Below are 13,312 nucleotides of genomic sequence, written 5' to 3'. Positions count from 1 at the left end.
GGCGGAACAGGACATTGTATGCGGCGCCCTGCCCGCGCCCCAAGGGGTAAGACCCAGGCCTGCGGCGGGTGTTTGTACAGGCACACAGGTGTCGCAGGCAGAGAGTCAAAAAACCATCAAAAATCGGCCTTCCCGCCTATCCAGTGGACTTGGCGTGCTATCTTTTTGATAGTGAAAAAGCCCGCAAAATGCGGGCTTCTCCAACAAGGTGTTGCTGGTTTGCAGAACTTCAAGCCGCCTGGCGCTGGCCGGGCGCCGCCTTGCCGTTGCGCCACTGGGCCATCAGACCGTCCCACTTGGGGCGGGCGGCGGCCAGGTGGCGCTCCTTTACATGGCCATAGCCACGGATCTCTTCGGGGATGCGGGCGATCTCCACTGCCAGCGCCAGGTTGTCGGCATTCAGGCGGGCCAGAAGTTCGTCGATAGAGGCGCGGTATTCCACGATGAGCGCGCGCTCCATGCGGCGCTCCTCGGTCTTGCCGAAGATGTCCAGCGCCGTGCCGCGCAGGCCTTTCATCTTGGCAAGCAGGCCGAAGGCGCTGCGCATCCAGGGGCCGAACGGCTGCTTGACGAGTTCGCCCTTGTCGTTCTTCTTGGCCGTCATCGGTGGCGCGAGGTGGTGCACCAGCTTGTAGTCGCCTTCGAACATGTTTGCGATCTTGTCCGTGAAGGCCTTGTCGGTGTGCAGGCGCGCCACTTCGTACTCGTCCTTGTAGGCCATGAGCTTGAACAGGTAGCGGGCCACGGCCTCGGACAACTTCGTGCTGGTGCCCAGCTTGGCTTCTGCCGCCTTCACCTTCTCGACAAAGGCTTGGTACTCAGCGGCATAGGCGGCGTTCTGGTATCCGGTCAGGAACTCCACGCGCTTGGCGACCATTTCGGTCAGCGAGGGCTTCTTCACAAACTGGATCACCTGCGCGGCCTGGAACAGTGCCTGCACCGACGCCAGATCATGCGCGCAGCGGCGGCCCCATTCGAACGCGGCCTTGTTGTTGTCCACCTGCACGCCGTTGAGTTCCATGGCGCGCATCAGCGACGCCAGCGTGAGCGGCACGCGGCCCTTTTGCCACGCGTAGCCCAGCATCAGCGGGTTGGTGTAGATGCTGTCGCCCAGCAGCTGCGTGGCCACTTGCTCGGCGTCAAAGCTGCCCACACCGCCCGCGCCCACGGCGGCGGCAATCGCGCTGTCGCAATTGGCGCCGGGGAACTGCCAGTCCGGGTTGGTCACAAACGCCGCCGTGGGCGTGCTGTGGGTGTTCAGCGCCACAAAGGTGCGGCCCGGCTGCATCACCGTCAGCGTGTACTTGTGGGCCGCCACGATGGAGTCGCAGCCAATCACCAGGTCGGCCTTGGCGGTATCGACCTTGGTGGTGTAGATGGCCTCGGGCCGGTTGGCGATCTGGATGTGGCTCCAGGTGGCGCCGCCCTTCTGGGCCAGACCGCCTGCGTCCTGCGTGATCACGCCCTTGCCATCCAGGTGCGCCGCCATGCCCAGCAGCGAGCCGATGGTGATCACGCCCGTGCCGCCCACGCCGCCGACAACGATGCCCCAGGCCGCTTCGGCCACTGGCAGCACGGGTTCAGGGATGGAGGGCAGAGCAGACAGATCGCCCTTCTTTTCCTTCTTGGGCTTCTTGAGCTTGCCGCCCTCCACCGTGACGAAGCTCGGGCAGAAGCCATTCACGCAGGAGTAGTCCTTGTTGCAGGTGCTCTGGTTGATGCGGCGCTTGCGGCCGAATTCCGTCTCCACCGGCTCCACGGAGAGGCAGTTGGACTTGGTCGAGCAGTCGCCGCAGCCCTCGCACACCAGCTCGTTGATGACCACGGTCTTGTCGGGCGTGGCCAGGGTGCCGCGCTTGCGGCGGCGGCGCTTTTCCGTCGCGCAGGTCTGGTCGTAGATGATGACCGTGCAACCTTTGATCTCGCGGAACTGGCGCTGCAGCGTGTCGAGCTCGTCGCGGTGGTGCACCGTCACGCCCTCGGCCAGCGGCACACCGTCGTACTTCTGGGGCTCGTCGGTCACGATGATGAGCTTGACCACACCTTCGGACTTGAGGCTGTTCATGATCTGCAGCACCGAGTGGCCCTCGGGCCGCTCGCCCACGGTCTGGCCACCGGTCATGGCCACGGCGTCGTTGTAGAGCACCTTGTAGGTGATGCTGGTGCCCGCTGCAATGCTCTGGCGGATGGCCAGCAGCCCGCTGTGGAAGTACGTGCCGTCGCCCAGGTTGGCAAACACATGCTGGTCGGTCGTGAACGGCGCCTGCCCCACCCAGGTCACGCCCTCGCCGCCCATCTGCGTGAAGGTGGATGTCTTGCGGTCTGGCATCCAGTTGGCCATGTAGTGGCAGCCGATGCCAGCCACAGCGCGCGAGCCCTCGGGCACGCGGGTGCTGGTGTTGTGTGGGCAGCCGCTGCAGAACCACGGGGCGCGCTCGCCGGTGTCCACCTTCAGCTCGGCCATGCCGCGCTCGCTGGCCTCGATGACGGTGATGCGTGCATCCATGCGGGCGATGATGTCGCCAGGCACGCCCAGCTTTTTAAGGCGCTTGGCAATCGCCTTGGCGATGATGGCGGGCGTGAGGTCGGCCTTGGCGCGCAGCAGCCAGTTCTGGCTGGGGTTGGGCATGGACCATTCGCCGCCCGTGGCATCGCCCTCGGGCTCGTCGAACTTGCCCAGCACGTTGGGCCGCACATCGGCGCGCCAGTTGTACAGCTCCTCTTTCAGCTGGTACTCGATGACCTGGCGCTTTTCTTCCACCACCAGGATCTCTTGCAGGCCCTGCGCAAAGTCGCGGGTGATGGTGGCTTCGAGCGGCCACACCACGTTGACCTTGTGCACGCGGATGCCCAGCTGGCGGCAGGTGTCATCGTCCAGGCCCAGGTCCACCAGCGCCTGGCGGGTGTCGTTGTAGGCCTTGCCGCTGGCAATGATGCCGAAGCGGTCGTTCTTGCCTTCGATGACGTTGTAGTTGAGCTTGTTGGCGCGGATGTACGCCAGGGCCGCGTACCACTTGTAGTCCATGAGGCGCGCTTCCTGCTCCAGCGGCGCATCGGGCCAACGGATGTGCAGGCCGCCCGGGGGCATCACGAAGTCCTCGGGCATCACGATCTTCACGCGGTCCGGGTCGATGTTGATGCTGCTCGAAGACTCCACCACCTCCTGGATGGTCTTCATGCCCGACCACACGCCCGAAAAGCGGCTCATGGCAAAGGCGTGCAGGCCCATGTCCAGAATCTCCTGCACGCTGCTGGGGAAGAACACCGGCGTACCGCAGGCCTTGAAGATGTGGTCGCTCTGGTGCGCGGCCGTGCTGCTCTTGCTGATGTGGTCGTCGCCCGCGATGGCGATCACGCCGCCGTGTTTGGCCGTCCCCGCCATGTTGGCGTGCTTGAACACGTCCGAGCAGCGGTCCACGCCCGGGCCCTTGCCGTACCAGATGCCGAAGACGCCGTCGAACTTCTTGCTTTGCGGGTACAGATCGAGCTGCTGCGTGCCCCACACGGCGGTGGCGCCCAGCTCTTCGTTCACACCGGGCTGAAAGACGATGTTGTTGGCCGCCAGGTGCTTCTTGGCCGCCCACAGCGCCTGGTCATAGGTGCCTAGCGGGGAGCCCCGGTAGCCGCTGATGAAGCCCGCCGTGTTCAGGCCCGCCACGGCATCGCGCTGGCGCTGCAGCATGGGAAGGCGGACGAGGGCTTGCACCCCGCTCATGAAGGCCCGGCCGTGGTCCAGGGAATACTTGTCGTCGAGCGTGACGGTTTCCAGCGCCTTGCGGACGGATTCGGGGAGGGGGGCATTCATGGGCAAATTCCTGTGGGGATGGCGCGCAGCCACCGCCTTGTGGGCAGCGGTCGTCGCATATTCAATGGTTTGCAGAGCAGTTTATGCACTCTGTCGGGATATGTCCTTTCGTTTTCATGCTAGGTTTACCCTTGTTTCTGAAAGAATCTTTCTTAAAATCGGCATTCAATGGATAATTTAGATAAATTTGACATCGCCATCCTGGGTGAGCTTCAGGCTGACGCCCGCCTGACGAACGCCGAGCTGGCCCAGCGCGTGGGCCTGTCGGCCGCGCCCTGCTGGCGGCGCGTACGGGCGCTGGAGGAGCAGGGCTTTATCAAGGGCTACCGCGCCGAGATCGACCGGCACAGGATTGGCCTGGGCGTGCTGGCCTTTGTGCGGCTCGATGCCGACCGCAGCACCGGCAACCTCACGCGCAAGATGGAAGAGGCCATCCGCCAGATCCCCGAGGTCGTGTCCTGCCACTACATCAGCGGCACCGGCACCTTCGAGCTGCAGGTGGTGGCGCGCGACCTGGACAGCTTTTCGCAGTTTGCGCGCGATGTGCTGCTGAACCTGCCCAATGTGAAAGACATGCACACCAGCTTTTCGCTGGGCGAGGTCAAGGCCAGCGGAGCGCTGCCGCTCACGCATCTTGCGCGGGTCAAAGGATGATTGCTAGTAATCAATTGCTATTAAAATAATAGCTATAAAGGCTTGATGGAAGCGCGGAGAGGTCTGTTTTTGCCTCAAATCCGGGCGGCACAAGCCTCGGCTCCTGGGGCGAGGGGCACGTTGCAAGGTAACAAGGCGTTAGGGCGTGGCTCCTGCGCAGGGCGTGCGGTATAAGCATTCGGAACCACAGCGGGGCTGCCAAGCTGCCGCGCGCACCCTCTCCGTCACCCGCCTGCAAGGCCTTGCACCTCGTGTCTCTGACCGGGGTGTCGGTTTGCTAGGAGCCTGTCGGACTTGGAGCGTCGAAAGCGAAAATTGGCCCCAGCGAGGACAGTTTTTGCCGGATTTGCAGCCCCATAGCCTGGCTATGGGGCAAAAAGACGGTGTTCTCGAAGAGCGGCGAAGCCAAAAATGGACCGCTGCGGTCAATTTGCAGCCGACGATTTCCAAGTCCGACAGGCTCCTGGGCGGCGGCGCGAGCGGTTGCCGGTGGGTCTACCAATACGACGGCTCCTTTCGTGCACAGCCCCAGGGCCTGCCGACCGGAGCCCAAAAAAGAGGGTGAGGGCGGCATGATCATCTGGGGCATTTTTTGGGGCGCTGTGCTGGGGTCGTGGTTCGGCGGCTACGGCGACTTCGGGCCGTTTGTCGGCGGCATCCTGGGTTTTTTTGCCGGGCTGTCGCTGCGCTGGGCGTTCCGCTCAGCCATCCGCGCCGAGCTTCAGGCGCATGCTGCGAAGGCCGCCGCCAAACCTGCTCCGGCGACCCCGGTGGCGCGCGTTGCCGAAGACCGGGTACCGGCAGCATCGCCCGTGGCGCAGGGGCCTGCGCCACATGCGTCCCCGCCACCGCCCGCAGCCAGCGACAACCCCCGGGACGCGGACGACGCGTTCTGGACTGGCGAACTCACGCCCCAAGGCCTGCCGCGTATCCCAGCGTTGGCTCCGGCCTCGGCCCCGGTGGCCGCCCGCACGGACGCGCCTGCCGCGCCCTCTGAGCCCCGCAAGACAGCCCAGCCTGCGCAGCCCAACGCCGTCGAGCTGGCCGTGCTCGCGGCAAAGAACTGGCTTTTGGGCGGCAACACCATCGTGCGGGTAGGTCTGGTGATCCTGTTCATCGGCCTGTCCTTCCTTGCGCGCTACGCGGCATCGGCCGGGCTGTTGCCGGTCGAGTTCCGCCTGGCCGCCGTAGCAGCGGTGGGCATCGCGCTGTTGGTCGTGGGTTTCCGCAAGCGTGCTGACAAGCCCGGCTTTGCGCTGGCCCTGCAAGGCGGCGGCGTGGCGGTGATGTACCTCACCGTGTTTGCGGCCTTCCGGCTCTATGGGCTGTTGCCGCCGCTCTGGGCCTTCGGGCTGATGATCGCGGTCTGCGCGGCAAGCTGTGCGCTGGCGCTGCTGCAGGATTCGCGCGCGCTGGCGGTGGCGGCGTTCGCCGGGGGCTTTGCGGCACCCATCCTGCTGTCCACCGGCCAGGGCAGCCACGTGGGCCTGTTCAGCTACTACACGCTGCTCAACCTGGCCATTCTCTTCATCGCCCACAAGCGCTCCTGGCGCGTGCTGAACGCGGTGGGTTTTGTCGCCACCTTTGGCGTGGCTACGGCCTGGGGGGCGCTCAAATATGTACCCGATCACTACGCCAGCACGCAGCCCTTCCTCGCGGGCTTTGTGCTGATCTACCTGTTCACCGCCATTCTGTATGCGCGCAACACGCCGACGAAGTTGGGCAAGACGGTGGACAGCATGCTGGTCTTCGGCACGCCGCTGGTGGGTTTTGGCCTGCAGGCCGGGCTGGTGCAGCCGTTTGAGCTGGGTGCGGCCTTTTCGGCGCTGGCCTTTGCGGCGGTCTACCTGCTGACGGCGACCGTGCTGGTGCGCCGCGCGCAAGCCAGCTGGCGCCTGCTCACCGAATGTTTCATCGCCATCGGCGTGGGTTTTGCCACGCTGGCCGTGCCGCTGGCGCTGGATGCGCAGTGGACTTCGGCGGTCTGGGCGCTCGAAGGCGCGGGCGCCTTCTGGGTCGGCATGCGCCAGGCGCGCTGGATGCCACGCGCCTTTGGCCTGGTGCTGCAGGGCGTGGCCATGCTGGTTTTCATGTCCGGTGTGGACGGTGGCGGCCTGCAGGTCTCGTCACTGCCGCTGGCCAACCCGGCCTTCATTGGCGCCCTGCTGATTGCGCTGCCCGCGCTGCTGCTGGCCTGGTGGCTGCGCCAGCCGCTGCCACACAGCGGTTCGGCCTGGGCCCAGGGCTATGCCAGGGTGGAGGTGCTGCTGCCCAACCCGGCCTACCTCTACGGCTTTGTCTTCTGGTGTTTGGCTTGGTGGCTGGAGATCACGCGGCGCGTGCCCGGCCTGGAGCAGGGCCAGTGGCCCGTGCCGGTGTTCTCGGGCCGCGTTGCCGAACTGCTGGGCATGCTGGCCGTGGTGCTGAGCGCCGCGCTGTCGATGTTGCTGGGCCTGCGCACGCGCTGGGCCGTGGCCACCTGGCCCGCGCGCGCCACCATCGGCGTGCTGGCGCTGGGGTGGGTGGCGCAGGTGGTGGATGGCCACCGCGTGTTGACTACGCCCGCCTGGGCCGTGTGGCCCATCGTGCTGGCGCTGCATGGGTGGATGCTGTGGCAGACCGATCGCTTGCAGGCGGTGGGCACTGAAGGCAAGTCCGCCCAAAGCGCGTCGCGCTTCGGCTGGTTCCACGCCGCCACGGCCTGGCTGGTGACCTTGCTGCTGGCCGACTGCCTCTGGTCCGGCATCGGCAAGGCCGAGCTGTGGCGCACCTCGTGGGCCGGTGTGGTCCTGCTGGTCAGCGCGATTGCGGTGCTGATGCTGCTCGCGCTCTGGGCGGGCCGTGGCAACCAGCCTGCGGCACGCGCGGCGCTGCCCTGGCCGCTGAACCCCCATGCCGAGGCTTACTACTGGCTGGCGGCCCTGCCCCTTGCGGTGCTGGTATTCGGGGGCGCGCTGCTGGCCGCCGTGCATTCGTCCGGCCACACCGCGCCGCTGCCTTACATCCCACTGCTCAACCCCACCGACCTCACGCTTGCGCTCGCGCTGGGCGGCCTGGTGTTTTGGCGGCGCGTGCTGCTCGCAGCGCTGCCGCCCCCGGCCCGCTCGGGCGGGGTCACCGGGCGCCATGCGCTGGTGGCCTTGGCGCTGCTCGCGTTCATCGTGATCAACACCGTGTGGCTGCGCGTGGCCCACCACTTCTTTGGCGTGCGCTGGGACGCCTCGGCGCTGTTTGGCAGCTTTGTGGTGCAGACCGGCTACGCCATCCTGTGGACGCTGCTGGCGCTGAGCCTGATGGTGCTGGCACACCGCCGCGCGCAGCGGCCGCTGTGGCTGGTGGGCGCGGGCCTGCTGGGCGTGGTGGTGGTCAAGCTGCTGGTGATCGATCTGTCCAACGCGGGTGGCGCCGAACGCATCATTGCCTTCATCGCCGTGGGTGTGCTCATGCTGGTGGTGGGCTACTTCGCACCTCTACCTCCGAAGTCCCAACCCAAGGCGGCTGCCCCTGCGGAGCCTGCCGCGCCACCGCGGGCGCCATCGCAACCAGAAGCACTGCCATGAAAAAGCCTGTCGCCCCGAATCTGCCCCTGGTGCTGGCCGCTGCCGCCCTGTCCCTGTGCGCCGGTGTGGCCCAGGCTGCGGCGGATGCCAACAGCCCTGCGGCCTACGCCATCCGCATTCCCGTGGCGCTCGCGGCTGATGCGCCGCTGCAGCGCGTGATGCTGCCCGCCGAGGTGCTGGTGCGCCTGCAAAGCCCGGGCTATGCCGATGTGCGCCTCTTCAACGGCGCGGGCCTGCCCGTTCCCATGGCACTGGCCGGTGTGGCCGCGGCCAGCGCGCCCGAGGAATCGGTGACCCTGCCCGCGTATCCCATCCTGGGTGCTGCCAGCGCGGGGGCGGCAGGGCTGGAAGGCCTGTCGCTGCGCATCGAGGAGCGCCAGGGCCAGCGCTTGGTGCAGATTGATACGGCCGGCACAGCAGGTCCTGCAGCCACGCAAACCGTGCGGGGCACGCTGCTCGACGCGCGCAATGTGCAGCTGCCCGTGGCCCGCATGGCCCTGGACGTGGACCTGCCAGCGGGCCAACCCGTGACGTTCCAGGTGCACGCCAGTAAAGACCTGAAGCAATGGCAGCCGTTGGCCGAGACCGTGCTCTACCGCGCCGACGCCGCAGCGGCGCCTACTGCACCGGGCCGCCTGGGCAACGAGCAGATCGACCTGCAGCGCGCCGACCTGAAGGGCCACTACCTGCGCGTGACCTGGGGCGACGCTGCAGTCACCCTGCGTGGCGCCATGCTGGCTACCTCGTCCAAAACGGGCCTGCGCGAGCGCGTCAGCGCCAGCATGGCAGTGCCGCCACTGGGCAACAACCCGCGTGAGCTGGTGTTCGCGCTGCCGTTTGCCACGCCGGTTGCCGCGCTCGCCATCACCCCGCCCGGCAGCAATGTGCTGGTCCCTGTGCGCGTGCTGGGCCGCAACCACCGCGAGCAGCCCTGGTCGCCGCTGGCGAGCGCGGTGGTCTACAAGATGACCATGGGAGGCAAGGAGCAGGCCAGCGGCCCCGTCGAGCTGGGCGGCGTCTCGGTGCGCGAGATCAAGATCGAAGCCGACCCCAAGACCCCCGGTTTTGCTGCCGCGCCCGCTTTGGCGCTGCAGTTCGAGCCTGCGCAGCTGGTGTTCCTGGCCAGCGGGCAAGGGCCCTTCACGCTGGCGGCGGGGCTGTCCGGCGCCAGCGCGGCGGCAAGTGCCTTCCTGCCCCTGGCCAGCCTGGTGCCGGGCTACCAGCCCGCTCTGGAGAACCAGCTGCCCGTGGCGCTGGCCGATGTAGCCCGGGCCGACATCACCGGCGGCAAGCCCGCAGACGGCGCGCTGGTGCCCGCTGCGGCGGCCAGCGGCGGCATCTCCACGCGCAGCGCCGTGTTGTGGGGCGTGCTGCTGGCGGGCGTGGCGGCACTCGGACTCATGGCCTGGCTGTTGCTGCGGCAAAACAAACAAGCGGGTCACCATGCCCCGGCTGCGCCGACCGATGCGGCGTGACGAGACCTGAAAAGGCGCGATGTTTGGCGCAGGCCCGCAGTGGGCTATTTGGCGCTGAGCCACCACGGCCACGCCAACCGCCGCACAATGCGCAGACATGCCGCCATTGCCGTCCCACGAAAGCACGCGCAGCGTTGCGCCCCCGCCCTCCCCTGATGCGCCGGACCTGAGCCCGGGCGCCCCGCCGCAAAGCGACGCGGCTGCAGATCGTGCCGCGCGTGCGGCGCTGGCGCGTGGCACCGAAGAGTCCGTCGCCGCCCAATTGGGGGACAGCGCGGCGCTGAACCAGGCTGCGTCGCTCTCACCGTTTGCGCCCTTGTCGGTGCCCGTGTTCCGCATGCTCTGGCTCACCTGGGTGGCGGCCAACACCTGCATGTGGATGAACGACGTGGCGGCCGCCTGGCTCATGACCACGCTCACCACCTCGCCCGTGCTGGTGGCGCTGGTGCAGACCGCTTCCACCCTGCCCGTGTTCCTGCTGGGCCTGCCCAGCGGCGCGCTGGCCGACATCCTGGACCGGCGGCGTTACTTCATCGCCACGCAGTTCTGGGTGGCGGCCGTGGCGCTGGTGTTGTGTGTGGCCATCCTGGCCGGAGGCATGACGGCGCCGCTGCTGCTGGCGCTCACCTTTGCCAACGGCATTGGCCTGGCCATGCGCTGGCCGGTGTTTGCGGCCATCGTGCCCGAGCTGGTCAGCCGCCCGCAACTGCCCGCCGCGCTGGCCCTGAACGGCGTGGCCATGAACGCCTCGCGCATCATCGGCCCGCTGCTGGCGGGCGCCATCATCGCCAGCGCGGGCAGCGCCTGGGTGTTTGTGCTCAACGCGGTGCTTTCCATCATCTCTGGCTTCACCATCATGCGCTGGAAGCGGGTGCACACGCCCAGCCCGCTGGGCCGCGAAAAGCTGACCAGTGCCATGCGCGTAGGCCTGCAGTTTGTGCGCCAGTCGCCGCGCATGCGGGCAGTGTTGTGGCGTATTTCCATCTTCTTTTTGCACGCCACGGCGTTGCTGGCCTTGCTGCCGCTGCTGGCCAAGGGGCTGCAAGGCGGCGGCGCGGGCACCTTCACGCTGCTGCTGGCCAGCATGGGCGCGGGCGCCATCACGGCGGCCATGTTCTTGCCGCGCCTGCGCCAGGCCATGGCGCGCGATGTGCTGGTGATACGCGGCACGGCGCTGCAGGCCGCCGCCACGGGCGTGATGGCCGTGGCGCCCAATGTGTACGTGGCCGTGCCCGCGATGTTTGTGGCTGGCATGGCGTGGATCACCACGGCCAACTCGCTGTCGGTGTCTGCCCAGCTCGCGCTGCCCAACTGGGTGCGCGCGCGCGGCATGTCCATCTACCAGATGTCCATCATGGGCGCCACCGCGCTGGGCGCCGCCGTGTGGGGCCAGGTGGCCACGCTCACCGACGTGCATGTGAGCCTGGGCATTGCCGCCGCCACCGGCGTGGTGGCCATGCTGCTGGTGCAGCGCCTGGTGGCCGACCGCAGCATGGAAGAAGACCTGAGCCCTTCGCGCGCCTTCAAGGCGCCCGTGGCCGACACGCCGCCCGGATCGGGGCACCTGGTGGTCACCATCGAATACTTCATCGACCCGGCCCGCGCTGCCGAATTTCGCGCCGTGATGCAGGAAAGCCGCCGCAGCCGCCTGCGCCAGGGCGCCCTGGGCTGGCAGCTGCTGCACGACATCAGCCAGCCTGCGCGCTATGTGGAGCGCATCGAGGACGAGTCTTGGACGGAGCACCTGCGCCGCTTTGACCGCGTGACCGCCTCGGACGTGGCGCTGCGCGACCGCAAGCTGGCCTTCCATGTTGGCGATGCGCCGCCGAGGGTGACGCGGTGGTCGGTGGAGTAGTGGGTTTTTGTTTCTGCGTTTTTTGATGCGTTTGTAGCCGCTGGCGCCCGCAAAATAGGTGCTGGATGCAATCAAATTGGAAGTGTTTTGGCCTTCGCTATTCCGCTCTTCTGGTTCAACCCGCCAGACCCGTGTGACTCGATTGAAAATCACGCTCCATGACTCACATCTTTCAGGTGCTCTACCAAGTGCATCCGCTGCTCCCCCTCGTTTATCTGGCTGTTCTGGGGAACGGACTTCTTGGCCCTGCCATTTATTGCGCCGTGCGCGGTATCCCGTACGACATCACACAGATATGGTCGCTGGCCAAGCGCGGTCAGACGGGGGCGAGATATGTCGTCACTTCATGGGCCGCATTTGCCGTCTTGACGGTTTTGGTTCTCACTTTTGGTGCGGTGAGGTGAATCTATGAAATGCCTCGCACGCTCCCACCTGCTGCTTTCTCTCTTCCTGCTTGCAACTGGTGCCCATGCCGCCGACCCCGCCCTGCTCGGCTGCTGGCGTGCCACCAAGATCGTGCTGCACACGCCGGATGGCGAGAAGGCCGAGGACAGCTCGGGCCGCTGCACGCTGCAGTTCAGGGACGACCAGTTCGACTCCGTCTGTAAGACCACCAGCGGCGTGTCCACCACCACCTACCGATACCAGGTCGTGCGGCCCCAGGTGTATGCGGCCACCATGGCCAGCAGCAGCTTTCGCACAGAGATGGTGGGCTCGACGCGTGAATATGAATACCGCATCGACGGCGACCGGCTGCGCACCATGACCGTCCCCCCTCCCATGGCGTTTGCGGCGGCTGCTGCAGCCCCCCGCGTGGAGACCGAGGCGGCCCGGGTGGCCTGCCCGTAAGAAGGTGATTTGCTCTTGTTTTGATAGCTTTTTGCGCATGATGGACGCGCGCAGAGCAGCATTTTGAACCCTATTTCGGCCACAGAGCCCACAGGCGCAGGTTCTGCTTGAGGCGCCCGGCAATGTCGCCCGCCTCAGGGCCCCAGCCGGTGAAGTAGTCGGCGCGGACCGCGCCCAGGATGGCGCTGCCCGTGTCCTGCGCCAGCACCATGCGGCTGAGTTGCACCTGCGGGCCGCTGGAGGCCAGCCACACCGGCGTGCCATAGGGAATGCTCTGGCGGTCCACCGCGATGGAGCGGCCAGGGGTGAGCGGCACCCCCTGCGCACCTTTGGGGCCAAAGCTGGCGTCCATGCCCACCAGGGGTTCTTCCTTGAAGAACACGTAGCGCGGGTTGGTCCACATCAGCTCGTTGGTGCGCTGGGGGTTGGCTGCCAGCCAGGCGCGGATGCCGGGCCAGGTGGCGTCGCGGGTGTAGCCCTGGTCGAGCAGCCAGCGGCCAATGCTCTGGTAGGGCTGGTCGTTGGTGCCTGCATAGGCCACCCGCACGGTGGTGGTGCTGCCGTCTGCCTCGGTGATGCGCAGCCGGCCCGAGCCCTGGATGTGCAGCACCATGGATTCGACCGGGTCGCGCAGCCAGGCGATGGCGCGGCCTGCGAGCGCGGCCTGGGCTTCGGGCAGGGTCTCGATCTGCTGGCGTGTGTACCAGGGCTTGCGCGCGCCAAAACCGGCGGGCAGGCGGTAGACGGGCACGGTGAAGCCGTTGCCGGGCTGGCGCGCGGCGTCCATCATCGGTTCGTAGTAGGCGGTGAGCAGGCCTTCGGCATTGCCGTCGGTGGCCTCGACGCGGTAGGGCTGCAGGCGGGCCACCAGCCACGCGCGCTGCTCGTCGGCGGTGGCAATGCTCAGTTGGCGCACGTCACCGCACAGCGCGGTGAAGGGGGGAGCGGGCCGCTCGCAGCTTTTGATCCAGGCGTTCCAGGCCTCGTGCAAGGCGTCTTCGCCAAAGCCCGGCAGCTCGGCCCAGCGCACCGGGATCCAGCGGCTTTTGGGCTGTGCCAGCGGCGGTGGCAGCGGGCCGGTGTCGCCCGGCAGCACCACGGTGCTGGGTGGCGG

At 67.1% G+C, this 13,312-nt stretch carries 8 protein-coding genes; 6 read left to right on the top strand and 2 right to left on the bottom strand.

Features of this window, described 5'->3' with window-relative positions:
• Window positions 1–229 precede the first annotated feature (229 nt).
• Window positions 230–3,805, bottom strand: a complete 3,576-nt coding sequence (locus DBR12_RS05030) for an indolepyruvate ferredoxin oxidoreductase family protein (RefSeq protein WP_108616249.1) — start codon at window positions 3,803–3,805, stop codon at window positions 230–232.
• 168 nt (window positions 3,806–3,973) lie between these two features.
• Between DBR12_RS05030 and DBR12_RS05025 the strand changes: the two genes are divergently transcribed.
• From DBR12_RS05025 to DBR12_RS05000, 6 genes are all read left to right on the top strand, one after another.
• Complete coding sequence (locus tag DBR12_RS05025) at window positions 3,974–4,459, top strand: Lrp/AsnC family transcriptional regulator (protein ID WP_108616248.1); 486 nt, start codon at window positions 3,974–3,976, stop codon at window positions 4,457–4,459.
• A 572-nt stretch (window positions 4,460–5,031) separates the two neighbouring features.
• The gene (locus DBR12_RS05020) at window positions 5,032–8,019 is read left to right on the top strand and encodes a DUF2339 domain-containing protein (RefSeq protein ID WP_108616247.1); all 2,988 of its coding nucleotides are present in this window, start codon (window positions 5,032–5,034) and stop codon (window positions 8,017–8,019) included.
• The gene (locus DBR12_RS05015) at window positions 8,016–9,494 is read left to right on the top strand and encodes a DUF3999 domain-containing protein (protein ID WP_108616246.1); all 1,479 of its coding nucleotides are present in this window, start codon (window positions 8,016–8,018) and stop codon (window positions 9,492–9,494) included. Before DBR12_RS05020 ends, DBR12_RS05015 begins: the two co-directional genes overlap by 4 nt.
• A 97-nt stretch (window positions 9,495–9,591) precedes the next feature.
• Entirely contained in the window at window positions 9,592–11,349 is a 1,758-nt protein-coding gene (locus DBR12_RS05010) for an MFS transporter (protein WP_108616245.1), read from the top strand.
• Window positions 11,350–11,507: 158 nt separating this feature from the next.
• A complete protein-coding gene (locus DBR12_RS05005) occupies window positions 11,508–11,753 on the top strand; it encodes a hypothetical protein (protein ID WP_108616244.1) in 246 nt (81 codons plus the stop codon).
• Between the two features lie 4 nt (window positions 11,754–11,757).
• Window positions 11,758–12,198: a hypothetical protein gene (locus DBR12_RS05000; RefSeq protein WP_108616243.1), complete on the top strand. Its 441-nt coding sequence runs from the start codon at window positions 11,758–11,760 to the stop codon at window positions 12,196–12,198.
• A 70-nt stretch (window positions 12,199–12,268) separates the two neighbouring features.
• On the opposite strand, the gene DBR12_RS04995 is transcribed toward DBR12_RS05000, so the two are convergent.
• The coding region (locus tag DBR12_RS04995) for a murein transglycosylase A (protein ID WP_108616242.1) at window positions 12,269–13,312 on the bottom strand (1,044 nt) is incomplete at its 5' end.

It is taken from the genome of Acidovorax sp. HMWF029, from assembly GCF_003060895.1.
Taxonomy (GTDB): domain Bacteria; phylum Pseudomonadota; class Gammaproteobacteria; order Burkholderiales; family Burkholderiaceae_C; genus Acidovorax.
The sequence above is the reverse complement of the archived record's forward strand: the minus strand, read 5'-3'. Positions and strand labels throughout refer to the sequence as shown.